Genomic DNA, 26069 nt, shown 5'->3' on the forward strand with positions numbered 1-26069 from the left:
ATGGCGGAACGGTTGATCGTGGTGGGCGCCGACGCCGGGGGTATGGCGGCGGCGTCCCAGGCCCGGCGGCGGCGCGGACGGGACGACCTGGAGATCGTGGCGTTCGACCGGGGGCGTTTCACGTCGTACTCGGCCTGCGGCATCCCGTACTGGATCAGCGGGTTGGTCGACGAGCGGGACGACCTGGTCGCCCGGGACCCGGCCACCTTCCGGGACGAGTACCACGTGGACGTCCGGCTCCGGCACGAGGTCACCGCCATCGACCTCGACCGGCGCGAGGTGGTCGCCCGGGACCTGGCCGGCGGTGGCGAGGTCCGCGAGCGGTTCGACACCCTGGTGTACGCCACCGGCGCGACCCCGGTGCACCCGGGGTGGGCCCGCACCGAGGCGGCCGGCGTGTTCGGGGTGCAGACCCTCGACGACGGCGACGCGCTGCGCGACTGGCTCGAACGCGACCCGAAGCCCCGGCGCGCGGTGGTCGTCGGCGGTGGCTACATCGGCGTGGAGATGGCCGAGGCGCTGATCGTGCGCGGGCTGTCGGTGACCCTCGTCGAGCAGGCCGACCAGCCGATGTCCACCGTGGATCCGGACATGGCCGGACTGGTGGCCGAGGCGATGCGCGGGCTCGGTATCGACATCCGTACCGGAGTGACGGTCACCGGGTTGGCGACCCGCGACGGCCGGGTCACCGGGGTGTGCACGGACGCCGGGGAGTTCCCGACCGACGTCGTCGTCCTCGGTCTCGGGGTGCGCCCGAACACCGCGCTCGGCGAGGCGGCCGGCCTGCCGGTCGGGCCGTCCGGTGGGATCCGGGTGGACCGCCGGATGCGGGTGATCGGGGTGGACGGGGTGTGGGCGGCCGGGGACTGCGTGGAGACCTTGCACCGGGTCAGCGGCCAGCCGGTCAACATCCCCCTCGGTACGCATGCCAACAAGCAGGGCCGGATCGCCGGGATCAACATCGGCGGCGGGTACGCCACCTTCCCCGGCGTGATCGGCACGGCGGTCACCAAGGTCTGCGACCTGGAGGTGGGACGGACCGGCCTGCGGGAGTCCGACGCCACCGCCGCCGGCTTCCAGTTCGTCTCGGTGGTCGCCGAGTCGACCAACCGGGCCGGCTACTACCCCGGGGCCCGCACCATGTCGGTCAAGCTGATCGCCGAGAAGCCCGGCGGACGACTGCTCGGCGCGCAGATCGTCGGCTGGTCCGAGGCGGCCAAGCGGATCGACACGCTGGCCGTGGCGCTGTGGAACGGCATGACGGTGGACGCGATGACCGGCCTCGACCTCGGCTACGCCCCGCCGTACGCCCCGGTCTGGGACCCGGTGCTCATCGCCGCCCGCAAGGCCGTCGACGCCCTCGCGGAGTGACCGCCCCGCTGTGGCCGGTGCCTCCGGTGCGGCGAGGATGGCGGGGTGACCGTGGAACCGGAGATCCCCGAGGCGCTGGACTGGTTGCGGCGGGTGCCCGCCGGCCGGGAGTGGCTGGCGGTGCTGCCCGAGCGGCTGGCCGCCTGCGTGGACCGCTGGTCACTGCGGCTCGGCCCGGTGTACCCGCGGTCGTTCGTCTCGCTGGTGCTCGCCGTCGAACTGCCGGACGGGACGCCGGCCGTGCTCAAGCTCCAGTATCCCGACTGGGACAGCGAGTACGAGGCGGCGGCGCTGGCGGCCTGGGCCGGCGACGGCGCGGTCCGGTTGCTGGCGCACGAGCCGGCGTGGCGGGCCCTGCTGATCGAGCGGTGCGAACCCGGTGACCCGCTGCACCGACTCCCGCCGGACGGGGCGCTCGACGTGGTGGTGGACCTGCTCCCCCGGCTCTGGCGGCCGGCGGGTGCCCCGTTCACCCCGCTCGCCGACGAGGCCGCCGGCTGGGTGGAACGGCTGCCCGGCAACTGGGAACAGGCCAACCGGCCGTACGAGCGGCGGCTGCTCGACGCCGCCCGCGACCTGCTCACCGGCCTGGCCCCGACCCAGGGCGAACAGGTGCTGGTCAACCAAGACCTGCACGCCGGGAACGTGCTGGGCGCGGGCCGCGAGCCGTGGCTGGTGATCGACCCGAAGCCGCTGGTGGGTGAACGCGAGTTCAGCGTGGTGCCGATGGTGCGCGGCGCGGAGCTGGGCCACTCACCGGCGGCGGTACGCCACCGGCTGGACCGCCTCACCGCCGAACTGGGGCTGGACCGGGAGCGCGTGCGGGGTTGGGCGATCGGCCAGACGCTGGCCTGGAGCATCGGCGAGGGGCAGGTCTTCCCCCGGCAGGTCGAGGTGGTCCGCTGGCTGCTCGGCGGCGACTGATCCGCAGGTCAGGCCCCGTCCGGCGGCCTTGTCAGGGGCGAGGGTTACGGTGTGCGCGCTGTCGACGTACCGGTCCCGCCGGTCGCCCGCCCCCGGAGGATTCCCCATGCCGCAGGAGACGACGTACCTCGAACTGTCCGAAGCGGACGGTGGAGCGCACAAGTTCTACGAGACCGTCGTGGACGGCTCCGAGCTGACCGTCCGCTACGGCCGGATCGGTGACCAGGGGCAGGTCAAGACCACCAGCTTCGCGGACAACGCGAAGGCCCGCGCCGCCGCCGCGAAGAAGATCGGGGAGAAGGTCCGCAAGGGGTACGCCCCGGCGGTGCGCGGCGTCCGGCAGAAGCGCGCGGTCAGCCGCCGCCAGATCGTCAGCACCCACTCCACCGCGCGGACCGCCCCGGTGCTCTGGCGGTACCACTCCGGCGCCCCGGCCTTCGGCATCTTCGTCGACGGGCAGCACTGCATGGTGGGCAACGAGCACGGGGTGATCACCACCCTCGGCCACGACGCGCAGGTGCTCAGCCAGGTCCGGCTGCCGGACGGGGTGAAGTGCATCGTCGCCGACGACGCCTGGATCTACGCCGGCTGCGACGACGGCAACGTGTACGACCTCTCCGGCAAGGTGCCCCGGGTGGCGTACACCATCGCGCCGGAGATCGACATCTACTGGCTGGACATCCACGACGGCGTGCTCGGTGTCTCCGACGCGGGCGGCGGGATCTCCGCCGTCGACCACGAGGACGAGTTCCTCTGGCGGCGGCCGGGGCGCGGCTCGTCGGCGTGGATGGTGCGCTGCGACGACGACGCGATCTACCACGGCCACTCGGCCGGCGTCACCGGCTACGACTGGCGTACCGGCCAGGAGCTGTGGAACACCCGCACCGGCTCGGTCCTGTTCGGCTGGCAGGAACGCGACCACGTCTTCGCCGGCACCGGCACCCGCCAGGTCGTCCGCCTGACCAAGCGTGGCCGGGCCGACATCACGTACCAGTGCGACGCCCCGGTCTTCTCCTGCGCGGCCACCGAGAACGGCCGGTACGTCTTCGCCGGGGACAACCACTCCTCGATCTACTGCTTCGACCAGGCCGGCAACCGGCTCTGGAAGCTCGGCACCGGCTGCGGTTCGGCGTACTCCATGCAGTACCACGAGGACCGCCTCTACGTGGTCACCACCGGCGGCTACCTGGCCTGCATCGACGCCAGCGAGCCGGCGATCCGGGCGGCCGAGGGCGGCAGCGTCCCGCAGGTGGTGGACGTCAAGGCCCCGCCCCGGATGGCGGCCACCGCCCCGTCCACCACGGTCGAGGTGGTCCACAACGCCGCGGGCGGGGTGGTGGTGCAGTGCATCGAGGATCGCGGGCGGCTGCGCGTCCAGGTGATCTCCGACGGGTTCCACCGGGACTGGTCGGTGCAGTTCCCCAAGGGCATCCGCGAGCGGGGGGCCCGCTACCTGGTCACCGAGGTCCGCGAGGCCGGGCGGGGCGGCTTCTACCGCGCGTACGGCGACATCCGCCGCCTGGTCTGAGCGACGACGGCGGTCGGGCCGGCGGTGCGGACCGGCCCGACCAGTTCGCTCCAGCGTGCTCGTCACCGGAAGCAAGGCCGGACGTTCATAGCAGTGGTACACCGAAGCGATTCCCTGGCCGAGCATCGCTACGAGATCTACCTGAAGGAACGCGCCGAGGAGGGCCGACGACCATGAGCAGCTACGTACGCTGGCGTGACGTCCGCCGGGCCCACATCGAGCGTGCCGGCGGCGAGCAGGCCGTCGAGGCAGGCAAACAGGAACTACTCGCCACCGTCGTCGGACACTGCCTCGCCGAGGTACGCACGGCCAGCCCGACCAGCGGGCCGCGCCTCGACTACTCGTCCTAAGCCTGCGGAAGCAGCGGCCGGGTCAGCCGGCCTGGCAGGCGGCGCACCAGTAGAGGTTCCGCCCGCCCAGCGCGCCCCTGCTGACCGCCGTACCGCAGACGTGGCAGGGGTCGCCGCTACGGCGGTAGACGTACACCTCGCCGCCGTGCCGGTCGACACGCGGGGCGCGGCCCATCGCCTCGGGCAGGTGGGCGGGGCGGACGGTGTCGATCCGGCCCCGCTCGACGGCGAGTGTCATCAGCTCGACCAGGTCGGCCCAGAGCGCCCGCCAGCCGGCCGGGGTCAGCTCCCGGCCGGGCAGCAGCGGCGGCAGTCCGGCCCGGAACAGCGCCTCGGTCACGAAGATCAGCCCGGTGCCGGCCACCACCGACTGGTCGAGCAGGAGCGCGGCGAGCGGCGTCGGGCTGCGCGAGATCCGGGCGTACGCCCGCGCCGGGTCCGCGTCGGCGCGCAGCGGATCAGGGCCGAGCCGGGCGCGCAGCGCCGCGACCTCGCCCGGGGTGAGCAGTTCGCACGCGGTGGGGCCGCGCAGGTCCAGCCAGTGCCGGTCGCCGACCATCCGTAACCGCACCTGCCCCACCGGGGCGGGCGGCTCCCCCGGCCCGTCGGTGAACTTGCCGTAGAGCCCGAGGTGGATGTGCAGCGTCAGGTCTGCGGAGTAGTGGTGGAGCAGGTGCTTGCCGTACGCCTCGGTGCTCTCCAGCAGGCTGCCGGAGACCAGCGCGGCACCCTCGGCGAAGCGGCCCTGAGGGCTGCTGAGCTGCGGCTTCTCCCCGGCGAACAACTCGGCGTGCCGGGCGGCCAGGCGGTGGATGCTATGTCCCTCGGGCACGGCCACCAAGCGTAGTCAGCGTTGCTCGACATGGACCCGCCTGGTCTGCCTACGCCGTCGTCGCCTCGTCCTCGTCGGTGTCGGTCAGGTGGGGGCGGTGCTTTCCGATCCACTCCTCGATGTCCGCCTTGCGCCAGACCGTTCCCATGGCAAGCCGGTCGTAGGGCGCGGGCCAGTCCGGGCGGAGGGTCAACTGTCGGACCCGCTCCCGCGAGACGCCGAGCCGCTCCCCGATTTCCTGCGGCCCGTACAGGTGCTCTGGCACGCCCGCAGGTTAGCCACGCGCAAAGTTGGCAAACGTGTAGTGCACGCATGACCAGTTGGCAAGCGTGGACTACACGCTTGACAAGTGGGCTGCTGGGCGGGAGCGTAGAGCCATGCTGCGATCCCGGAGAGACCAGCCGGTCCCGTTCACCCCTGCCCACCGCCCCGTGCTCCGCCGCTGGCTGCGCCTCGGGTGCTCCTGCGGCCTCGCCTCCTGGCGGCGCTGCCCGGACCGCCGAGTACCGTCCCCGTCCGGGCCTCTCGCCGACCGGCCACGGCGCGAATCACGTCCAACGCGGCTGTCGTCGGCCCGGTCGAACAGCGCCCCCGGACAGGTGCACTCCCGGATCGGCTCGACTGATGGCCCACCCCAGGCAAGGGCCACCGGCTGGCCGGACGCCACGCGCGGCCATAGCGTGGTGCCGTTGCTGGTGCAGTCGGCCTGGTACTGCCTGGACCATCACCGCCACAGTCGCTGCCCGAGGTGCACCGGTACCGGCTACTGCCCCATGGTGGAGGCCGCCCGCGCCCGGATCAGGGCGTGGCGCAGGTACCGGGCGGCGCTGGGCCGGCGGTGAACGCTCCCCTGCCCGGAGCCGGTGACCTGGTGCTGGTGACCCGCGCGGCCAGCGTGCAGTTCGTCACCCCGATCATGTTCCGGGTGATCCGGGTGCTCGACTGGGTCACCTACGACGGGTGGGTCTGGCTCGACGGTTACCAGCTCGACAGGAAGGGCGACGCGGTCGCCCGGCGGTCGATCTTCGTACAGCCGGCTGGACTGCGGGTGCAGCGACGCTCCCCCACACCCCGAAGGCCGACGACCCTGCCGACCGTACGCCGGAATCGCGGCCCGGCCGGGTCGCCAGCGGCCACCCCGCAGCACCGGGCGACGCAGCCACGGCGTACGGCTGACCACGGCTGACGTTGCCAGCCGTGGTCGTGACGTCCGGGTCTCCGGACGCCGTCAGCCCGTCAGCCCGCCGGCGAAGGGCATCGAGCGCCACCGCTCGACAAGCGGCCGGATGGCGTCCACCAGCAGGGGCAGTTGCGGCGCGAGGGCGAGGCAGGCGACGCCCCGCAGCATCCCCACCGCGTTGACGAAGTTCATGACGTCCCGGTCCAACTGCCGCATGCCCCTGCGCTGCGCTTCGCGGTCGTAGGCGGCTTCGCAGTCGGGGCCGAGGCCGGCGAGGTCCCACTCGACAGGACCCAACGTGACCAACTCGAAGTCGGCGTAGAGGTGCCCGCGCACCCCGGGGACGATGTTCACCGCCGGGCAGTCGCCGTGGACGGGTTGGAGGTCGACCCCCGGGAACGTCTTCTCGAACGCCGCGCGGGACCGCACGACGGGCTCCAGGATCTGCCATTCGCGGCGCGCGCGGTCCAGGTCGGCCGGGTCGACGAGGTCGGCACGACCGTCGAGCAGGGCGATGCCGTCCTCGATGAACCGGGGTTCGGCCGCGGACAGGAACGACAGGTCACCCGGATAGTCGCGCAGGGCGGCGTGCAGGTCGACGACGAGGCCGGCGTTGGCCAGGTAGTCGGGCTCAGCGTCCGGGGCAACGTCGACGAACTCCCAGAACGTCATCGAGAACCCGTCGTGCTGGACCGGCTCCCGTGGCACGAGCGGGCTGGGCGGGATGACCGGGACGCCCCGGTCGGCGAGCCACCGGGTCACGTCCAGCTCCGCCCGCTGCCGGCCCGCCAGGCTGTCGAGGTCCACGTAGTGCGGCAGCACCGTGGGAACCCGGGCCACGACCGGCGCGGGCGCGAGGTGCACGACCACGGAGAACACGTCGTACAGCACCTTCGGGTCGGTCACGGTGAGCCCGAGCCCACGCCCGGCGTGGACGGCCGCGTCGACGGCACGGGCGCTCCGGTGGGCGATCTGCTCGGGTGGCATGAACACGGTCACGACATGATCGTCCCATTCCCGTCTGGACGGTCGACGGGCAGCAGGGCCGTGTAGACCCGGTCCAGCACCTGGGCCTGGGCCGGCCAGGACCACGACTCCAGCAGTCCCGGCGTCTCGTACGCGGCCCGGTAGCGGGCCGGGTCGGCGAGCACCGCCCGCACGGCGTGGACCAGGTCGGCGACGTCCCCGGCCCGGAACACCTCGCCCTGGCCGGTACGCCGGACCGTCTCCGCCATGGTCCGCACGTCGCTGACCACGATCGGCAGCCGCGCGTGCGAGTACTCGAAGAACTTCGTGATCAGGGCGATCTCGTGGTTCGGCCAGTGTTCGATCGGGATCACCCCCACGTCCGCCCCGGCGAGCAGCGGCACCACCCGGTCGGCGGCGACGTACCCGCCGACGTGCAGCCGGTAGGCGACGCCGAGTTCCGTCGCCCGCGCGACCAGGCTCCGGACGTGGTCGCCGTCCGGCCGGTTCACCACGAACGCGACATGCGTACCGGGCAGGTCGGGCAGCGCCTCCACCAGCACGCCCAGCCCGCGCTGCGGAGCCGCCGCCCCGCTGTAGACCACCAGCGGCACCTCCGGCCCGATGCCGCACCGCTGGCGCAACGACTCCGGCTCCGGCGCGGCGTCCGGCAGGTCCGGGGCGTTCAGCACCACCGACGGGCGCGCGGCGAGGCCGTGCTCGGCCTGCAACAGCCGGGCCAGCTCGTCGGAGACGGTCACCACCGCGTCGGCGTACGGGGCGTACTCCCGCTCGTGCGCCCGGTGGGCCGGCAGCCAGCGGACGTTGTCCCGCCAGGGCTTGATGCCGGGGAGGAACTCGTGCGCGTCCCAGAGCAGCTTGACCGACCGACCCCGGTCACCGGCCCGCATCTTGGCTCGCGCGCCGACCCCGAGCATCCGGAAGTCGTGGGCGTGGATCAGGTCCGGGTCGAGCGCGTCCACCACCGGTCCGTACGCCCGCTCGTACTGCCAGAGCGACGGTTCCAGCCGTCGCCAGGCGCGCTCCCGCATGGTCACCGACCAGAACCGGGTGTACGCCGCCTCGACCGGCTTGCGCAGCCCGCCGAGCGCCGCCACCGCTCGCCGTCGGCGCGCCTGCGCCCCCGTTCCCGGGCCGCCGCCCATCGGCAGCAGCCGTACCTCGGCGCGGCCGAGCCGCCAGCGGTGCGGTACGCCGTCCGGCGAGCGCCCGAGCAGCGTCACGTCCCAGCCTGCGGCGGCGGCCGACCGGGCTGCCTTCTGCACTCGCGAGTCGCCGTGCACCCCGTTGTCGACCAGCATCACCACGCGCCCCCGGGCACCACCGGGAGCACGGTCGTCGTCTCTGCCCGCACCGGTCACGGCTGAGGATCCTACGGCCGTTCCCCGTGCTCCGAGGCTGCTGTCAGCCCCCGTTCACCTGCACGTCCACGAAGCGTTGCCGGAGGTGACAGGTGTGCCGGAAGTCGACCCTGGGTACCTCACGGCTACCACCGCGTGGCAGCCGCTGGCGCGTCCGAGGTCTCCACGCACCGATCAGGAGGTGCTCGTCATGAAGATTCCCCTGCTGTCGCGCCGGAGCGAACCGGCCACCCACGACGGAAACGAGGACACCGTGGAGACCGTCGGCGCGGGCGACCGGGACCCGGCGACCGTGCCGGCCAACGGTGACGGTCGGGTCGCCGACCCGGTGGCCACCGACCGGGGCGGCGACCGGACCACGTACCGCAGCGCCGCCGCGACGGTCGACGGCCGCGACCACCGGACCGACCCGCCGTCGGCGGACGGCCGGATCCGTGACCCCCGGGACGCCGAGGCGGAGCGACGGGCCGAGGCCCGGGCGGCGACCGCGCGGGCCGCCACCGCCCGTCCGGCGGACGCGGATGCGGACCGGGGCCCCGCCCGACCGGGCCACGACTCGACGGCCACCACCATGGAACGGACCATCGACCTGGACCGGGAGTCCCGGGAACGGCTGGTCGACCGGCACCACCCGGACCTCGACCGGGACGTCGCCGACCGGCGTGCCCCGGAGCCGACGGTGGTGGCCGGGAAGAAGCCCCGGGCCAGCCTGCTCGCCACCCTGGGTCTGGTCGTCGGCGTGGTCGGGCTGCTCTTCGTGCTCACCGGCACGCTCGCCGGGTACGGCATCGCGGTCGGCGCGGTCGGCGCGGTGCTCGCCGTGTTCGGTCTGATCGCCACCCGCCGCCGGCACGTCGCCGGCAAGACCGACGCGCTGCTCGGCATCCTCGCCGGGCTCGGCGCCGTGGTGCTCGGCGTGCTCGCGATGACCGGCCAGTTCGACTGGCCGACCACCGACGGCGACTGGGTCAACCGCCTCCGGGAGTGGCTTGACTCACAGTTTGCCGACCGGTTCTGACGGGCACTGTTGGCGGCGCCGGTGGTGCACCGGTCGAGCCCGGTCGAACTGGTGGTTCACCAGCGGGGGAGATATCTCTTTCAGGGGCGGCGATTCGCCGCCCCTGAAGCATCTTCGGGGCCGGACGCCGTGGGTGCCGGCCCCGCTCGCCGTCTGCCACATGCCGCACGCAACGAATCGTCTGTCCTCTGCCCCACAGACGCAATGAACATGCGCTTCACGCAATCCTCACGGGTGGATACCGCCGCTGTCGGGCGCATAGCGTTGGAGCAACGGCGCCAGCCCGCAGGCCGCGAGTGGCCGGGCGCGCCCGACCCCCGGGAGCAGGACAATGACGATGGACGCCACCAGCCAGCGCTTCCTCATGTGCCGGCCGACGTACTTCGCCGTCGACTACGCGATCAACCCCTGGATGGACCCGACCGCGCCGGTCGACGCCGACCTGGCCATCCGGCAGTGGGAGCAGCTGCGGCAGACCTACCGCGAACTCGGCCACACCGTCGAGGAGATCACTCCGGTGCCCGGCCTGCCCGACATGGTCTTCGCCGCCAACGGCGGCACCGTGATCGACGGCAGGGCGATGGCGGTGCAGTTCCGCGATCCGCAGCGCGCCGACGAGGCCCCCGCCTACCGGGCCTGGTTCGAGGCCGCCGGCTTCGAGATGTACGACCCGAAGCACGTCAACGAGGGCGAGGGCGACATCCTGCTCGTCGGCGACCTGCTGCTCGCCGGCACCGGGTTCCGCACCGCGCACGCCTCGCACGCCCAGTTGCAGGAGGTCTTCGGGTACCCGGTGATCACCCTCCAGCTGGTCGACCCCCGCTTCTACCACCTGGACACCGCGCTCACCGTGCTCGACGAGCGGACCGTGGCGTACCTGCCCGAGGCGTTCTCGCCGGGCAGCCGGGCCGCGCTGCGTCGGCTCTTCCCGGACGCGGTGCACGCGACCATGGCCGACGCCGAGGTGCTGGGGCTGAACGCGGTCAGCGACGGCCGGCACGTGGTGCTGCCGGCCCAGGCCACCGACCTCGCCGCGAAGCTGCGTGACCGGGGTTACGAGACCATCGGTGTCGACCTGTCCGAGCTGCGCAAGGCCGGCGGTGGCCCGAAGTGCTGCACGTTGCGACTCCGTCAGGGAAAGGCAGGCAAGTGATCGTCGACGACATGCTGCGGACGCCGGACGCGGTCCGGGACGCCGAGCGGTGGACCGCGCACAACTACCACCCGCTGCCGGTGGTGATCTCGTCCGCCGAGGGTGCCTGGCTCACCGACGTGGACGGGCGGCGCTACCTCGACTGCCTGGCCGGCTACTCCGCGCTCAACTTCGGCCACCGGCACCCGCAGCTCATCGCCGCCGCGCACGCCCAGCTCGACAAGCTGACCCTGACCAGCCGGGCGTTCATCCACGACCAGTTCGCCGACTTCTGCCGTGAGCTGGCCCAGCTCTGCGGCAAGGAACTGGTGCTGCCGATGAACACCGGCGCGGAGGCGGTGGAGACCGCGATCAAGGTCGCCCGCAAGTGGGGCTACCAGGTCAAGGGCGTACCGGCCGGGCAGGCGAACATCGTCGTCGCCGAGGGCAACTTCCACGGCCGGACGACCACCATCGTCAGCTTCTCCACCGACACGGACGCCCGGGACGACTTCGGGCCGTACACCCCGGGGTTCACCCTGGTCCCCTACGGCGACCTGGACGCGCTGGCCGCCGCCATCGACGACAACACGGTCGCGGTGCTGATCGAGCCCATCCAGGGCGAGCAGGGCGTGGTGGTGCCCCCGGAGGGCTACCTGCCGGGCGTGCGCCGGGTGTGCACCGAGCGCAACGTGCTCTTCCTGGCCGACGAGATCCAGTCCGGCCTCGGCCGTACCGGTGAGACCTTCGCCTGTGACAACGAGGGCGTCGTGCCGGACATGTACCTGCTCGGCAAGGCGCTCGGCGGCGGCATCGTGCCGGTCTCCGCCGTCGCCGCGAACGCCGACGTGCTGGGCGTGCTCAAGCCCGGCCAGCACGGCTCCACCTTCGGCGGCAACCCGCTGGCCTGTGCGGTCGCCACCGAGGTGGTCCGGCTGCTGGCCACCGGCGAGTTCCAGCGACGCTCCGCCGAGCTGGGCGAGCGGCTGCACGCCGGGCTGCGGGAGCTGATCGGCCGGGGCCTGGTCGCCGTCCGGGGCCGGGGTCTCTGGGCCGGCCTGGACATCGACCCGGCGCTGATGACCGGCCGTCAGGCGTGTGAGCGGCTGATGGAGCGGGGGGTCCTCGCCAAGGACACCCACGGCTCCACGATCCGCCTGGCCCCGCCCCTGGTCATCACCGCCGAGGAGATCGACCACGCGCTCGCCCAGCTCACCGCCGTTCTCGACCCCACCTCCTGAGCCCTGCACCCCACCCGCCCTCCGCTGATGCCGAGGGCGGGTGGGGTGGGGGTCAGGTGCGGGGAAGACGCATGGCCATGGTGGGAGCCTCGGCCATCACCGAGGCGGGGGTGTACGGGGCACCGGCGGGCAACGCGCCGGGGCGGCCGATCTGCACCCCCGGGTACAGCTCGACCATGTCACCCGGGTCCAGCACCCGGGACTGTTTCGGGGCCAACGCGATGCGCTCCGCCTCGGCCATCGAACCGCCCGGACGGATGCCGCTGCCGTTGGTGCTCACGTCGGTGACCACCACCGTGCCGGCCCGCAGCTCGAACTTGACGTGGCTGCGGCTGATCCAGCGCCGGGCCTCGTCGTTGAGCCACTGACCGAGCACGATCCCGCTGGACTGGTCCGGCGCGCGGCCGACCAGCACCGGCTCGTCCGCGGTGAGCACGAACCGACGCCGGACCAGCCCGCCGATCCGGACCGCGAGAACCTCGGTCCGGGGCCGGGCCCCGGCGTCACCGAGGCGGGTGTTGTGCCGGGGGCAGGTCGGCGCGCCGGTCCGCAGCGTGGGCGGCGGCTGGGCGGCCGGACTCCGCTCCGTCCGGGGGGACAGGTCGGCGAACGCACCCCCACCGCCTCCGGAGCCGAAGAGCGCACAACCCGGCTCGGGGCAGCGCCACAGCCGGGAGAGCAGCTTCGTCCCGACCGGTGACGGCTCACCGGCCACCGGGGTCGTACCCGGGCCGACGTGCGCGACGAACATCGGGCCGCCCTGCCCCGGCACCGGCGCGACCACCCGGCCCGGCTGCTCGACCACCCAGGGATAGCGTCCGCGCAGCCCGTCGAAGCGGGCCCGGCTGAGCACCGGCAGACCGAGCAGATCGGCGACCTCCAGGATCCGGTCACCCGGCTGGTCCAGCACCTCCACCAGGCCGTCGTCGGCCCAGCGGCGGACCACCATCCGCTCGTTCGAGGTCAGGTCGGCGTCGGAGAGCAGCGCCCGGTGCACGACCGCGTACACCGGGACGCTGTCCTCCTCCAGCTGACGGGCCAGCGCGTCGATGACCATGCCGAGGCGCAGCATGCTCGCCGGCCGACCGGCGTCCAGATCCTGGTAGCGGATCACCTCGGCCAGGTCGACGACCGCACGGGCCAGGGCGGGGTCGGTGCAGACGCGTCCCTCGATCGCGTCCAGCACCTTGCTGATCTCGAATCTCATCGCGCGCTCCGGACGATCTCGTCGATCCGCCGGGCCAGGTCGATGTCACGCTCGGTGACACCGCCGGCGGAGTGGGTGGTGCAGCGGAACGTGACCGTCCGCCACCGGATGTCGATGTCGGGGTGGTGGTCCCGTTCCTCGGCGACCTCCGCGACCCGGTCGACGACCGCGATCGCCTCGGGGAAGCTGTTGAGCTGGACGGTGCGACTGATGCCGGCAGGGTCGCCCGTCCAGTCCGCCAACGCGGCCAGCTTGTCTCGTACCGCCTCCGCGGTGAGCACCTCTGCCATGGTCAGCACCCTACCGGGGCGGTGCCGGCCACCGCCCGACCCGAAAGCCGCCCAGCGGCAACCGTCACCGCTCCGCTCCGCTCCCGGGCGGGCACGGCGGGCGCCCGGGTGGAAGCAGGGGACCCCTGCTACTCGTTTTTGTCGTGCAGGGGTCCCCTGCTACCACCAGACACGGCGGCGGCCGGCGGCGGGACGGTCAGCGCCGCACCGGGCGGCCGGCCTCGTGCAGGTGCGCCAGCGCCTCCCGGTACGAGTCGAACAGGCCGGTCTCGACGTACGGGACGCCCTGCTCGGCGCAGTACGCGCGGACGATCGGCCGGGCCCGGCGCAGGTTCCCCCGGGGCATGTTCGGGAACAGGTGGTGCTCGATCTGGTAGTTCAGGCCGCCGAGCGCGACGTCGACCAGCCAATTGCCCCGCACGTTGCGTGAGGTGAGCACCTGCCGACGCAGGAAGTCGAGGTCGTCGGAGGCGCTCGGCATCGCCATGCCCTTGTGGTTCGGGGCGAAGGAGCAGCCCATGTAGAGCCCCCAGAGTCCCTGGTGGACGGCGACGAACGCCAACGCCCGCCCCGGCGACAGGACGGTCCCCACCAGCGCGAGGTAGCCGACGACGTGCACGGCCAGGAGCAGTCCCTCCACCGCCCGGCGCCGGATCGGCGTACGGAACCGGCCGTCCGGGGTGCGCCCGACGACGGCGCGTACCGCCGCCACGTGCAACGCGAAACCCTCCAGCAGCAGCATCGGGAAGAACAGCCACGCCTGCCACCGGGCCAGCCACCGCCCGAAGCCCCGGGTCGCCGCCGCCTGCTCGTGGGTCCAGACCAGCGCACCCGCGCCCACGTCCGGGTCCTCCCCCTCGTGGTTGGGGTTGGCGTGGTGCCGGTTGTGCTTGTCCACCCACCAGCCGTAGCTGAGCCCGACCGCCAGGTTGCCGGCGAGCAGCCCGACCACCTCGCTCGGGCCACGTCGACGGAACATCTGCCGGTGCCCGGCGTCGTGGCCGAGGAAGGCGACCTGGGTGGTGGCCACGGCGAGCAGCACGGCGACGCCGAGCTGCGCCCAGCTGTCGCCCACCGCGACGAACACCGCCCACCCGCCGAGGAAGAGGGCCACGGTCAGTGCCCCGCTCGCCACGTACCAGCCGGGCCGACGCGCCAGCAGGCCGGCCTCGCTGACCTGTCGGGACAACCGTGCGTAGTCACTGCCCCGCCGCAGCGGAGGATCGACCGCGGAATCCACCGTCATGTGCGCCCCTGTCTCCTCGGGTGGTCCGGCCGCCGGCTGGCGGCCCGGTTCCAGTCTCCGAGCGACGGCCACGCTGAGGAACCCGGCGAACCCCCGCATCTCGGGTAGGGAAGGCCCTACCCCATTCGCTTCACCGCAAACCGTAGCCGGGCCAGATCCCGACGGCGACGCTCGTAGGTGGTGGCGAGTCCGATCAACGCGAGACCACCGACGGCGAGGAAGATCCACCGGGGCACCAGGTCCCAGCTCCGGACCATCTCGTGCAGGGCGAGCGGGACGAGGCTGACCCCGCCGAGTACGACCGGCGCCTGCCAGCGCCGGACCGCGCCGAACAACACCACGCCGAGCGCGCCGGCACCGAGCAGCAGCCGCCGCCACGGTTGCGGATCCGCGCCCACCAGGACGGACACCAGGCTCGGCAGCAGCGCCGCGGCGAGCCCCGGGCCGAGGGCGGTCCAGCTCGTCAACCCCGTCCGGGTACGCAGCGCGACCAGCCCGGCGAGCAGCGCCAGCCCGGCCGCCGGCAGGGTGTACGCCTCCAGCAGCGTGACCTCGGCGACGGTGAGCAGCAGCCACGCCCCGAGCAGCTCACTGCCCCCGGCGATGGCCGCGAAGACCCACCGTCGACCGACCGTTTCGCCCGGACGCAGCGCCCGCAGCGCGACGGCGGTGCCCCAGAGCACACAGACCACGGCGGCGTGCCGGCGCGACCCGACGGTGAGCAGGAACGCCGTGAGGGCGACCGCCTGGGCGGCGGCGTCCAGCACCAGCCCCTCCCCCGGCCGGCGACGGGCCAACAGGGCGGCGACGCCCAGCACGAGCACGGCCACCGCGAGCACGGCGGATCCGGCCGTACGCAGCGGAAGGTCCGCGGCGAGCATGGCGGTGACCGCGAAGCCGGTGGCGGTGAGGGCCGCCCCCGCCCAGCCGACCGGACGGACGGCGGCGACCCGCCCGGCGACCCCGACCACGACCGCGACCACCAGGACCAGGCCCAGCCCGGCGAGCGTGCCGGCGCGGGTCGGCAACAGCCCGGCCAACCCGGCCGCGCCCAGGGGCAGCCCGGTGCCGGCCAGCACCGGCAGTACCAGCCGGCGCACGGACGGACGCGCCGGGGTGGACGCAACGATGGCGGGCGCCGGACCCGGTCCGGTCGGCGCGGCCACCGGGCCGGCGGACGGCAGGACGCCGGCCGGCGGCGCGGGCACCACGACGGCGGGAGCAGTGGTGAGCGTGGCGACCAGCACGCCGGCCGCACCGAGCAGCAGCGAGCACGCCGGCAGCACCGGCCAGGGCACGCCGGCCGCGCCGAGGAGCACCGGCACGGCCACCGCGCCGACCGGCACGGCGAGCAGCAGCGCCCGGCCACGGCCGAACGGGGTGAACCGACCAGCCACCGCCACGGCCCCCAGCAGCAGCAGGAACGCCACCCCGGCGGAGATCCGCGCCGGGGTCACCCCGGGGGCCAGCCCGACCCCGTCCGGAGCACCGGACCAGACCGACCCGAGCCAGCCGTACGGGGCGACCAGCACCCGGAAGGCGGCCGGGACGAGCACCACGCCGGTCGCCACCGCCAGCGCGACGCCGACCACCCGCAGGCCGCCGTACGGGCGGACCACGGCGGCCCCCACCGCCGCCACCAGCACCGCCGCCGCCAGGTAGACCGGCACCGACTCGCCGGCCGGTACGACCACCGGCGCGAGACCGGCCACCGGCAGCGCTCCGGCCAGCGCGGCACCGGCGTACCGCTGGAGATCGGGCCAGTACCGACGGACCGCGACCAGCGCGACGGGCAGCAGCCCGACGGCGACGGCCGGCCCCCGGAGCCGCCACGGCAGCGGTGGGCCCAGCTCGATCTGGGTCACCACCACCAGGGCCGGTACGGCGAGCAGCGCCACCGTCAGCGCCGGGCCGGCCAGATGCCGGACCGGTCCACCGAGCCGCCGTGCCCGGCCGGCCACCACCAACCCGGTGAGCAGTACCCCGACCAGGACCGCGCCGGCCCCCACCGGCGCGGCGAGGCCGACGAGCAGGGCGTGCCCGGTCAGGGCCACGCCGGCGGCAGCGGTGAGCAGCGGCTGGTACGCCCGGTCGGCCGACCGGAACACCGCCACCAGCAGCAGGGCCGTCCCGACGACCAGCCCGAGGGCCACCACCACCGGCCAGGGCACGGGCCGTACGGCCGGCGCGGCGAGCACCGCGACCACGCCCCCGCCGAGGGCGACCGGGAACCGGGCGGCCCGGGGCAGCAGGAGCAGGCCCGCCCCGGTGGTCAGCAGCACGGAAACCGGGAGCTGCCAGCCCCAGGGCAGGTCCGGGCCGGCCACCGCGCCCTGCCACGGCGGAACGGATCGGAGCACCGCGGCGGCGGCCAGCCAACCGGTGGGCGCCAGGACCGCGAACACCATCACCCCGGCCACGACGAGCGCCCCGGCCCGGGGGCCGCTGCGGAGCCGGGTGGGCAGTGCCCGGACGGCAGCGGCCAACGCGAGCACCACCACCGCCGAGGTGACGTGCAGGACCGAGGGGCGCAGCTCGGCCACCGGGCGGAGCACCGCCGGGGCCGAGACGACGACCAGCAGCGCGGCGGCGACCGCCCGGAGGACCGGACTGCCGGCGACCAGCGCGGCCCCGGCCAGGACCAGCACCACCACCAGCAGCGGCAGCCCGGCGGCGAGCGGCGTGCCGAAGGCCTCCCCCCACGCCAGGGCAGCCACCGCGCAGACCGTCGCCGGGATCAGGGCCAGGGCGTGACCGATCCAGGCGGTGATCCGGCCCGCGACGGCCAGCGTCCCGCCCGAGGGCACGGGACCGGTCGGGCCCGAAGGCGCAACGCCCGCCGGGACAGGGTCGGTCGGATCGGCCATCGACGCACCCGCCGGGACGGGGCCGGTCGGACCCGCCACCGCCGGGACAGGGCCGGTCGGTTCGGCTCCGGCCCGGTCGTCGCGCGGCCGGGCAGGGCCGAGCCGGCCCGACAGCACGGCGACCACGGTCAGGTCGACCAGGGCGACCCCGGTGAAGACCAGCGCCCACCCGGCGACGCCCGGTCGGGCCTCGACGGCGAGCAGCGGCAGCACCGGCTGCGCGACGACCAGCGCCGCGAACCAGGGCACCGCCAGGCGGGTGAGCAGCGCATACCCGGTGGCGATCAGCACGCTGGCCCCCCCGACCAGCGCGGTGTACCGGGTCGTCGGCCAACCGGCGACACCGCCCAGGTCGACCGACCACGCGGCGTACCCGTCGAGGAGCACCAGCAGCAGCCCGACGGCGGCGACGGTCTCCGCGGTGCCCCGCAGTCCCCGCCGGACCACGACCGCCGGCACGGCCAGCGCGAGCGCGGTGACCGCCGCCAGGATCGCCGCCCGGCCCACGACGCCCACCGACGCCCAGGCCACCGCGGTGAAGACGATCGCCGCGGTGCCGAGCAGCAGCCCGCCGAGGACGAAGAGCACCCCCTGCACCGTCCGGGTCGAGGTCTCCCGCTGCCCGGCGGCGGTGCCCCCCACCGCCGCCGGGCCGACCGGAACCGGGCCGGCGGCGACCGGCCGGACCGGAGTCGGACCGAGTACCGCGCTGGTCACCGCCGGGCCGGTGGCGACCGGAGCCGACGGGGTCGGAGCCACCGCCGGCCGGGGCGGACGGACGTGCGGCGGGACGACAGTGGCCTGCGCCGGGACCGCCCGGCTCGCCCGGACCCGCGCCGCCAGGTCGGCCCGGCGCTGCTGGACCGCCCCCAACGCCGCGCCGAGGTCCAGGTACGCCCGCCGCGCCTGCTCCACCCGCCCGGTGAGCACGGTGATCTCGGCGTCGAGCCGGACCACCTCGGCGGCGGTCGGGTCGGGCCCCCGGCCGCAGGCCCGGCAGCCGACGGTCAGGTCGGCCGGTGCCGCGCATCCGGGACAGGGGTAGCCGATGGTCTGCACGCGATCATCCTCGCCTGGCCGGACGACACCAGCCCAGAGTGCGCGTACTCAGGGACGGGTCTGCTCGTGCACCCAGGTCGAGTAGTCCGGGTTGCCGCTCGCCACCCGGCTGACCAGGATCTCCGGCACCTCGTACGGGTGGCTCGCGCGGATCTGGTCGACGAGGGCGTCCACCCGGTCCGAGGCGGTCTTGAACTGCACCGACCACTCGGCGGTGGTCTCCATCGCGGACTGCCACCAGTAGGTGCTGTCCACCTGACCGCCCACCTGGGCACAGGCCGCCAGCCGTCCGGCCACGGCGGTCGCCGCCAGCACGTCCGCGACCGAGCGCGCGTCCACCACGGTCGTCACCACGCAGATCTGCTCCACGCAGCGCACCCTACGCGTCGACCGGCCCGTCACCATTCAGCGCGGCCGTACCGTCACGGTTGGCCTCGATCCACTGGTCGATCCGGGCCCACCAGTCGAAGAGCCAGTCGATGCGTTCCTGCCGCCCGGCGGGGACCTCCTCCGGCGGGACCGACCAGAACCGCATGACGATCCGCTTGTCCATCGGCAGTTCCCGCCAGACGTCCGTCACGGTCAGCATCCGGTCCAGCCCGGTGTGCGCCACGAAGATCACCCCGGCCTCGGGGGCGGCGTCGAGGGCGGCGAGCACCCCGCCCGGCTGGGGCGCGAGCACATGCCGCATCCGCTCGGCGCGCAGCGCCATCCCCTCCAGGCCCCGCGAGCGGAGCCGGTCGATGGCCCGGAGCCGCCGCCGGGGGGTGAAGTTGCCGCCCTCCGGGAAGATGACGAACGCGTCGTTGTCGTCCAGGCCGGTGGCGAGGTGCCCGATCTGGTCGAACACCGTGCCGTCGCGCCGGCTGCCGGGGGCGAGGAAACGGGTCGGCAGCCGGTTGAGCAGGACGTCGATCGCCGGGTCCCACTGGAGGGTGTCCTTCAGGACGATCCTCGGTTCCCGGTAGAACCAGTTGACCAGCGCGTGGATCAGGATGAACGAGTCACCCGGGCCGGCGTGCCGGCAGAGCACCAGTTCCGGCCGGCCGGGCAGGGCGGTGTCCGGGTCGGTGCCGGCCACGTCGATGGTGAGCCGTAGCGTCCAGCGGGCCTGCCAGAAGAGCACCCGCAGGAACCAGCCGGCGAGCAGGTAGTGCACGCGCTGGAAGGCCGGGGCACGGGTACGCCAGCCGAAGCCGGCGGCGATCCAGAGCCCGAACAGGGCCAGCAGCGCGGCGGCGTCCCAGACCAGGTAGACCACGCCGATCCAGACCAGGCGCAACGGGCGCAGCCGGCCGGGTACGAACGGTGACAGGGCCGCCGCGACCAGCAGCCAGACCGGCAGCGTGGTGACCACCGTGAAGGCGAGGAACACCACCGCCGGGGCGAGCAGCACCCGGCGGACCCACCTCGGCGGCAACGGCATCAGTTCTCCAGCGCGGCGAGATAGTCCCGCGAGGCGATGTACGCGCGGCTGATCCGCCGGCCCACCGCGGCCATGTCCCGGTAGGCCCACGGCGAGTCGTCCCGGGGTTCCAGCCCTCCGGTCGGCAGGACGTGCACCTCGACCCCGTCGGGCAGCGCCGCCAGTTCCCGGGCGAACCGGTGCCGGCGGGCGATCTCGAACGCGACCTGGGCGACCTCCCAGGGCCGCCGGGGCGGGGTCAGCACGCGTTCGATCCGCCCCACCTGGAGGACGAAGACCCGCCGCGCGCCGAGCGTGACCGCCTCACCGATCGGGATCGAGTTGACGATGCCACCGTCCACGTAGTGCTCACCGTCGATCTCCGCCGGGGGGAGCAACCCCGGCACCGAGGCCGAGGCGACCACGGCGGGCACCACCGGGCCGGTGCTGAACCAGTGCTCGGCGGCGCGTTCGATGCTCGCCGCACAGCACCGGAAGGGAATCCTCAGGTCGGCGAAGGTGGTCTCCGCGCCAAGTTCGACCTCCAGGAGCCGGCGCAGCGGACGGGGCGAGTGCAGATGGGTCCGGGCGGCGAACCGGCGCAACTGCCGGGCCACCGAGTCGCCGTACACCTCGCTCGCCTCGGGCGAGGCCCAGAGCCGGACCAGCCGGTCGGTCACCGCCTCGGTCGGGTCGGCGGCGACCAGCGCTCCGTTGACCGCCCCGATCGAGGTGCCCAGCACCAGATCGGGGCGGATCCCGGCGCGGAAGAGGGCGCGCAGCATGCCGACCTCGACCGCGCCCAGCACTCCCCCGCCACCCAGCACGAACGCCACCGGACCGCCAGCCATGGCGTCAATCCTGGCACGTCCACGCCCGACGGCCGGCGGCCGGTGGCCGCCGGGACGGTCGGCACCCGCTCCCGAGCCTCGCCCGCCGACCGGCGGGACACGAGACCGTGGCGTCCCGCCGAACCGGTCAGCCGTTGACACCCCGGACACATTCCCGCAACCTGATACCGCTCCGACCCGAGGCAGGTGCGTTCAGTGATGGGAGCGCTTCACGCCGGCAGCCTGCTGGCGCGCCGGTACCGGTTGGTCGACCGGATCGGCTCCGGCGGCATGTCGGTGATCTGGCGGGCCCGCGACGAGGTGCTCGACCGGATCGTCGCGGTGAAGGTGCTCGCCCCGTCGCTGGCCGCCGACGCCCGCTTCCGGGACATGGTCCGGGAGGAGGCGCGGTCCGCCGCGCAGCTCGTCCACCCGCACGTCACCTCGGTGCACGACTACGGCGAGGCGATCGCCCCGGACGGCACGATCACCTCCTTCGTGGTGATGGAACTGCTCACCGGCGAGGAGCTGGAGGGCCGCCTCACCGAGGGGCCGCTGCCCTGGGCCGAGGCGGTCGGGATCGGCGTGCAGGTGGCCGACGCCCTCGCCGCCGCGCACCGGCTCGGCATCGTGCACCGGGACATCACTCCGGCCAACGTGATGATGACCCCGGTCGGCGCGAAGGTCCTCGACTTCGGCATCGCCACCCGGGTCGGTGCCCCGGACGAGGACGAGGACGGCGGCACGTTCGGCACCCCCGCGTACGTCGCGCCGGAACGCCTCGACGGGGCACCCGCCCAGCCGTCGACCGACGTCTACTCCCTCGGCGTACTGCTCTACGAGACGTTGACCGGGCGGGTGCCGTACCCGGCGGACACCTGGGAACAGCTCGGGGTGGCGTTGGAGACCCGGGAGGCGCCGACGCTGGCCGGCGTACCGGACCTGCCGCCCCTGGTCGCGCGGACCTGTCTGCGGTGCCTCGCGCGGGATCCGGCCGAACGCCCCACCGCGCGGCAGGTCGCCGAGGCGCTGGGGCGACAGCTGGCGGCCGAGCCGGCTCCCGCGCAGACCGTGCCGCTGCCACCGGGCGAGCCCGCCCCGGTGCCCGTGACGGCCGGGCCGGCACCCGCGCCGCCGGCCGGCCGGATACCGGCCGACCAGGTCCGGGCGGGCGCGCCCACGGACCGGGGACGGGGCCGGTGGGCACTCGGCCTGGCCGCCGGGGCGCTCGTGGTGCTCGTCCCGGTCGTACTGGCCTGGCCGGACGACCCCGGGACGACCCCACCACCGGTCCAGGTCCAGCCGACCACCGGGCCGGCGGTCGCGCCCACCGGCGAGTCGCCCGCCCCGGCCGGTACGGCCGTCGAACGCCCGTCCCGGCCACCGGCGGCCACGTCGTCGCGCCCGGCGGCCACCCCGGACGGGGAGACCCTGGAGAGCGCGGTGGGTCGGCTCGACCAGCTCATCGACGCCGGGGTGACGGCCGGCGAGATCCGCGAGGACGTCGGCCTCGACCTGGACAACCACCTACGCAACCTGACCGCCGAAGCTTCCGGCGGCCAGCACGACGTGACGCGGTCGGTGGCCCAGCTGCGGGAGAAGGTCGCGCGCCGGGTCAGCGAGGGCGCGATCACCCCCGGGTACGCCCGCCAGCTCGACACCGCCCTGCAACGCCTCGCCGCCGCGCGGACCTAGGGGTATCCCACCCGACGTCCCCGGCCCGCACTAGGAGGCGACCACCTCCCCGGGCGGGTCGGTCCGGACCCGACCGCGCACCGTCCAGGCGAGTCCCGCTGCCAGGAACGCCCACGCGACCAGCAGCGCGCTGACCCACAGCGGGGACCGGTAGCCGAGTCCCGCACCGATGGCGGCACCGCCCAGCAGGGGGCCGACGGCCGCGCCCACGTTGAGGGCGGCGGTCGCGAACGAGCCGCCCAGGGACGGCGCGTCGACGGCCGCGTACAGCGCCCGGGCGACGAGCGTGGATCCGACGGCGAACGAGAGGGTCCCCTGGACGAAGACGAGCAGGAACACCACGGACGCGTGCTCCGCCGTCACCGCGAACAGCAGCCAGCCGGCGAGCAGGGCCAGGCCGCCGGGGACGAGGAGTCGCATCGGCTGGGAGTCCGACAGGCGGCCCCCGAGGGTCACGCCGGCGAACGATCCCAGGCCGAAGAGGGCCAGCAGGACGGGCACCCAATCCGTGCCGTACCCGGTGACGTCGGTGACCAGTGGCGCCAGGTACGTGAAGGTGCAGAAGGTCGCGCCGTTCACCAGGGCACCCAGGAGCAGGTACCCGAGCAACCGGGGACGGCGCAGCGCCCGCAGTTCCCGCCGGGCGCCGGGGGCGGCCGGGTCCGGTGCGCCGGCCGGAACCGAGCGCAGGATGGCGACGACGGCGGGCACCGAGACGACGGCGACCGCCCAGAACGCCGAACGCCAGCCCCAGAGCTGACCGAGCAGGGCACCGGCCGGCACCCCGGCGACGCAGGCCAGGGTGATGCCACCGAGCAGGACGGAGGCGGCCCGGCCACGGGCGTCGGGCCCGGCCATTCCGGTCGCCGTGGCCAGGCCGACGGCCAGGAACCCGGCGTACGCCAGCGCCGCGACGACCCGGCTGGCCAGCAGGACGTCGAAGTCGGTGGTGACCGCCCCGACGACGTGCACCAGGATGAAGACGACCAGGAAGACCAGCAGCGCCCGTCGTCGCGGCCACCGCAGGCTGAGGATGGCCGTCAGGGGCGCTCCGATGATCATTCCTCCGGCGAAGGCCGATGTCAGCGCTCCGGCGGCCGGGACGGAAACGTGCAGGTCGCGGGCGATGTCCGGGACCAGGCCGGAGAGCATGAACTCGGACGTCCCCTGGGCGAACACCGCCAGTCCGAGCAGGTAGATGGCGATTGGCATGACAGATCCACATTTCTCGACGCGAATGGATGAAGCACGCGGTCGAGTCACGACGGGCCACGGCTGGACGTGGCGACGGATCACGCGTCCAGCCGGGCGCACGGGACCACCGCGCGAGGGAAACCCGGGGTGTGATCTCACGGAGGCGACGGAGACGGTGGCGTCGCCCAGGTGCGACCCTCCGCGAGGGACAGCCCACGGCGGTCCGGTGACAGGCACGGCAGGAAGGAGAGCGCCGTCTCAGATTCGACAGCGCTTCAGAGCGACATCACCACGAGCCCGCCACCGAAGACCGGTGGCTAGCGTCTGGACGCCTCGGGGCTGGACACGGGGCGACCCTAGTCAGCGCGCGAACCCGCCGTCAATCGTGTTCCCCGGCGGGTGCTGTGGAGCCGGCCAAAGGTCGGGCCGACCCGTCAGCGGACGTGCGTCCCGACCACCTCGGCGCGGACGGGGTGCGGGCGGGCGACCAGCCGGCGGTAGACGGCCTCGTACCCGCGCGCCATCCCGGCGGTGGAGAAGTGCTCCGCCACATGCGCGACGCAGTCCTCCGGCCGCAGACGGTCCGCCTCGCGCAGCGCGGCCGGCAGTTCCTCCGGCCGGTCGAGGACCAGCCCGGTCACCCCGGGCCGGACCACCTCGGGCACGGCGCCCCGGTTCAACGCGACCACCGGGGTGCCGGTCGCCATCGCCTCGACCATCACCATGCCGAACGGCTCGTCCCACTGGATCGGCATGATCAGGCAGCGGGCCTCCACCAGCAGCCGCAGGCAGGTCTCCCGGTCGGCGTCGAACACCACCCGCACATCCGGCCCGAGCAGCGGCTCGACCACCTCCGCGTAGTGGCGGCGCTCCCCCGGCTCGTTGCACTTTCCGGCCAGCACCAGCGGCAACCCCGCCGCCCGGCAGGCCGCGACGGCCACCTCCGGCCCCTTGTCCGGGCTGAACCGGGCCAACCAGAGCACCGGACCGGTGCCGGGCGCACGCTTGCGCGGGAAGACCCCGGTCTCCAGGGCGTTGTGCACCGTCCCGGCCCAGGGCAGGCCCGGGTTCAGCCGACGCTGGGCGTGCGAGATGGCGACCAGGCCGACCGTGTCGGGCACCTGGCTGAGCACGTCGCCGTACTCGCCGACCGGGTTGCCGTGCACGGTGGCGACCGTGGGCAGGGCGCGCCGCTCGGCCAGCAGCGGCCCGATCGTGGTGTGGTCGTGCACCACGTCGAAGCGGGCCGGGTCGAGCGAACGGTGCACCCGGGCCAGGTGGGCAAGCTCCGGCAGGGACTCGCCGAGCCGCTCGTGCTGGAGTTCGCCGACCGTCGGGACGTACGCGGCGTCCGTGCCGTGGGCCGGACCAGCGCCGAAGAGCGTCACCCGGTGCCCCCGGTCGACCAGGCCGTCGACCAGACCGGCCACCACCTGTTCGAGGCCGCCGTAGCCGGACGGGGGCACCGGGTACCAGGGGGGCACCACCATGGCGATCCGCAACGGCCCCTCGCGCGTGGCGGACGACTGGTTCACGACGACGACGCCTCCCCTGTCAAGGTCCCGGGCGGCGACTTCCCGCCACCGCCGGGGGTAAACCGCCGGCCGTCGGGTCAGCCGGCGACGGCCACCTCGGTGCGCACCACACAGACCCCCGGCGTCGACCACGCGACACGTTCCGCCTCGTCCCGGTCGGTGAGGGTCTGCACCGTGCCGGCGAGCAGCACGGCGTCCCCGGCCACCTCCACGGTGACCCCCGCCGTGCCGACCCGGCGCAGCAGCGTCCCCTGGATCCGCCGACGCAGCTCCTGACCGGTGGACGCGCCACGGGGGCGGACCCGGACCAGGTTGGTGATCCCCCGCACGCCGCGCAGCCGGCGCAGCTCGCGCTCGGCGGCACGGCGCTGGAAGCCGAACTCGACCTGGCCCCGGAGCATCACCCAGCCGCCGGCGACGGTGACGTCCAGCCGCTCGGCCGGTACGAAGCTGTCCCACTCCAACGCCCGGACGGCGGCGAGCGCCACCTCGGCGTCGGTGCGCTCCGCGTCGACGCCGAGCCGCACCTCAAGCTCGTCGGCGACCGCCCGGACCCCGCGCACCCGCTGCGCGCTGCGCTCGGCGGCCCACCGCTCCGCGTAGCTGCCCACCTGGCCGGTCAGTGTGACCACCCCGTCCTGGACGGTCACGCCGACCCCGGTCGACGGGAGGCGGGGCTCCCAGAGCAGCTCCTCGGAGACGTCCTGCTGGATCTGCCGGTCGGTGCGTCGTCCCGCCGTTGTGGTCATGCCGCTTCCCTCCCCTGCCGCCGCGGATGCCGTCGATGCTGCCCGCGGTCGGGGTGAGGTCGGGTCAC

At 74.3% G+C, this 26069-nt stretch carries 22 protein-coding genes and 1 pseudogene; 9 read left to right on the plus strand and 14 right to left on the minus strand.

Translation table 11 applies throughout. The features are described 5' to 3' along the window. The 4 genes and pseudogenes from IGA62_RS07200 to IGA62_RS07215 all read left to right on the plus strand — a co-directional run. Positions 1-1371 carry an FAD-dependent oxidoreductase gene (locus IGA62_RS07200; RefSeq protein WP_145815697.1) on the plus strand — a complete coding sequence of 457 codons (1371 nt, stop codon included), beginning with the start codon at positions 1-3 and terminating at the stop codon, positions 1369-1371. A 45-nt stretch (positions 1372-1416) separates the two neighbouring features. Beyond that, positions 1417-2295, plus strand: a complete 879-nt coding sequence (locus IGA62_RS07205; protein WP_232624908.1) for an aminoglycoside phosphotransferase family protein — start codon at positions 1417-1419, stop codon at positions 2293-2295. Between the two features lie 106 nt (positions 2296-2401). Then, positions 2402-3823 carry a WGR domain-containing protein gene (locus tag IGA62_RS07210; RefSeq protein WP_145815696.1) on the plus strand — a complete coding sequence of 474 codons (1422 nt, stop codon included), beginning with the start codon at positions 2402-2404 and terminating at the stop codon, positions 3821-3823. Positions 3824-3996: 173 nt separating this feature from the next. Further along, positions 3997-4128, plus strand: a pseudogene (locus IGA62_RS07215) (helix-turn-helix domain-containing protein); the annotation flags it as partial. 67 nt (positions 4129-4195) lie between these two features. Here the strand turns inward: IGA62_RS07215 and IGA62_RS07220 are convergent. Then, positions 4196-5005, minus strand: a complete 810-nt coding sequence (locus IGA62_RS07220) for an Fpg/Nei family DNA glycosylase (protein ID WP_145815695.1) — start codon at positions 5003-5005, stop codon at positions 4196-4198. A gap of 49 nt (positions 5006-5054) precedes the next feature. Continuing rightward, positions 5055-5270, minus strand: coding sequence for a helix-turn-helix transcriptional regulator (locus IGA62_RS07225; protein WP_145815694.1), 216 nt, complete (start codon positions 5268-5270; stop codon positions 5055-5057). A 540-nt stretch (positions 5271-5810) separates the two neighbouring features. Here IGA62_RS07225 and IGA62_RS07230 point away from each other — a divergent pair. Then, positions 5811-6191 (plus strand): hypothetical protein, encoded by a 381-nt coding sequence (locus tag IGA62_RS07230; protein ID WP_377464319.1) that lies wholly within the window; start codon positions 5811-5813, stop codon positions 6189-6191. A 42-nt stretch (positions 6192-6233) separates the two neighbouring features. Here the strand turns inward: IGA62_RS07230 and IGA62_RS07235 are convergent, their stop codons facing one another. Continuing rightward, entirely contained in the window at positions 6234-7184 is a 951-nt protein-coding gene (locus IGA62_RS07235) for a phosphotransferase (protein WP_145815693.1), read from the minus strand. After that, positions 7181-8473: a glycosyltransferase family 4 protein gene (locus tag IGA62_RS07240; RefSeq protein WP_145821744.1), complete on the minus strand. Its 1293-nt coding sequence runs from the start codon at positions 8471-8473 to the stop codon at positions 7181-7183. Before IGA62_RS07240 ends, IGA62_RS07235 begins: the two co-directional genes overlap by 4 nt. A gap of 250 nt (positions 8474-8723) precedes the next feature. On the opposite strand from IGA62_RS07240, the gene IGA62_RS07245 reads away from it, so the two are divergent. The 3 genes from IGA62_RS07245 to rocD all read left to right on the plus strand — a co-directional run bounded on the left by IGA62_RS07245 (position 8724) and on the right by rocD (position 11924). Next, positions 8724-9551 carry a thrombospondin gene (locus IGA62_RS07245; RefSeq protein WP_145815692.1) on the plus strand — a complete coding sequence of 276 codons (828 nt, stop codon included), beginning with the start codon at positions 8724-8726 and terminating at the stop codon, positions 9549-9551. Positions 9552-9888: 337 nt separating this feature from the next. After that, the gene (gene ddaH, locus IGA62_RS07250) at positions 9889-10704 is read left to right on the plus strand and encodes a dimethylargininase (RefSeq protein ID WP_186499719.1); all 816 of its coding nucleotides are present in this window, start codon (positions 9889-9891) and stop codon (positions 10702-10704) included. Then, positions 10704-11924: an ornithine--oxo-acid transaminase gene (gene rocD, locus IGA62_RS07255; RefSeq protein ID WP_186500181.1), complete on the plus strand. Its 1221-nt coding sequence runs from the start codon at positions 10704-10706 to the stop codon at positions 11922-11924. Before ddaH ends, rocD begins: the two co-directional genes overlap by 1 nt. A gap of 52 nt (positions 11925-11976) precedes the next feature. Here the strand turns inward: rocD and IGA62_RS07260 are convergent, their stop codons facing one another. The 7 genes from IGA62_RS07260 to IGA62_RS07290 all read right to left on the minus strand — a co-directional run bounded on the left by IGA62_RS07260 (position 11977) and on the right by IGA62_RS07290 (position 20849). Then, on the minus strand, positions 11977-13131 hold the full coding sequence (locus IGA62_RS07260; RefSeq protein ID WP_145815690.1) for an FHA domain-containing protein: 1155 nt from the start codon (positions 13129-13131) through the stop codon (positions 11977-11979). Further along, positions 13128-13421 carry a 4a-hydroxytetrahydrobiopterin dehydratase gene (locus tag IGA62_RS07265; protein ID WP_145815689.1) on the minus strand — a complete coding sequence of 98 codons (294 nt, stop codon included), beginning with the start codon at positions 13419-13421 and terminating at the stop codon, positions 13128-13130. The genes IGA62_RS07260 and IGA62_RS07265 overlap by 4 nt, the downstream gene beginning before the upstream one ends. Before the next feature lie 196 nt (positions 13422-13617). Continuing rightward, positions 13618-14667, minus strand: coding sequence for a fatty acid desaturase family protein (locus tag IGA62_RS07270; RefSeq protein WP_145815688.1), 1050 nt, complete (start codon positions 14665-14667; stop codon positions 13618-13620). A gap of 116 nt (positions 14668-14783) precedes the next feature. Further along, a complete protein-coding gene (locus tag IGA62_RS07275) occupies positions 14784-18593 on the minus strand; it encodes an SCO7613 C-terminal domain-containing membrane protein (RefSeq protein WP_145815687.1) in 3810 nt (1269 codons plus the stop codon). A 48-nt stretch (positions 18594-18641) separates the two neighbouring features. After that, positions 18642-18962: a divalent-cation tolerance protein CutA gene (gene cutA / locus IGA62_RS07280; RefSeq protein ID WP_145815686.1), complete on the minus strand. Its 321-nt coding sequence runs from the start codon at positions 18960-18962 to the stop codon at positions 18642-18644. A gap of 10 nt (positions 18963-18972) precedes the next feature. Next, positions 18973-20019 carry a 1-acyl-sn-glycerol-3-phosphate acyltransferase gene (locus tag IGA62_RS07285; RefSeq protein ID WP_145815685.1) on the minus strand — a complete coding sequence of 349 codons (1047 nt, stop codon included), beginning with the start codon at positions 20017-20019 and terminating at the stop codon, positions 18973-18975. Then, positions 20019-20849 (minus strand): patatin-like phospholipase family protein, encoded by an 831-nt coding sequence (locus tag IGA62_RS07290; protein WP_091451084.1) that lies wholly within the window; start codon positions 20847-20849, stop codon positions 20019-20021. The genes IGA62_RS07285 and IGA62_RS07290 overlap by 1 nt, the downstream gene beginning before the upstream one ends. A gap of 198 nt (positions 20850-21047) precedes the next feature. On the opposite strand from IGA62_RS07290, the gene IGA62_RS07295 reads away from it, so the two are divergent. Further along, complete coding sequence (locus IGA62_RS07295; RefSeq protein ID WP_145815684.1) at positions 21048-22523, plus strand: serine/threonine-protein kinase; 1476 nt, start codon at positions 21048-21050, stop codon at positions 22521-22523. A gap of 30 nt (positions 22524-22553) precedes the next feature. On the opposite strand, the gene IGA62_RS07300 is transcribed toward IGA62_RS07295, so the two are convergent. From IGA62_RS07300 to IGA62_RS07310, 3 genes are all read right to left on the minus strand, one after another. Beyond that, on the minus strand, positions 22554-23735 hold the full coding sequence (locus tag IGA62_RS07300) for a Cmx/CmrA family chloramphenicol efflux MFS transporter (RefSeq protein ID WP_145815683.1): 1182 nt from the start codon (positions 23733-23735) through the stop codon (positions 22554-22556). A 416-nt stretch (positions 23736-24151) separates the two neighbouring features. Next, positions 24152-25207, minus strand: coding sequence for a glycosyltransferase family 4 protein (locus IGA62_RS07305; RefSeq protein ID WP_145821742.1), 1056 nt, complete (start codon positions 25205-25207; stop codon positions 24152-24154). 122 nt (positions 25208-25329) lie between these two features. Next, positions 25330-26001 carry a BON domain-containing protein gene (locus IGA62_RS07310; RefSeq protein WP_145815682.1) on the minus strand — a complete coding sequence of 224 codons (672 nt, stop codon included), beginning with the start codon at positions 25999-26001 and terminating at the stop codon, positions 25330-25332. Positions 26002-26069 lie beyond the last annotated feature (68 nt).

The organism is Micromonospora sagamiensis (assembly GCF_014680085.1).
Classification (GTDB): domain Bacteria; phylum Actinomycetota; class Actinomycetes; order Mycobacteriales; family Micromonosporaceae; genus Micromonospora; species Micromonospora inyonensis.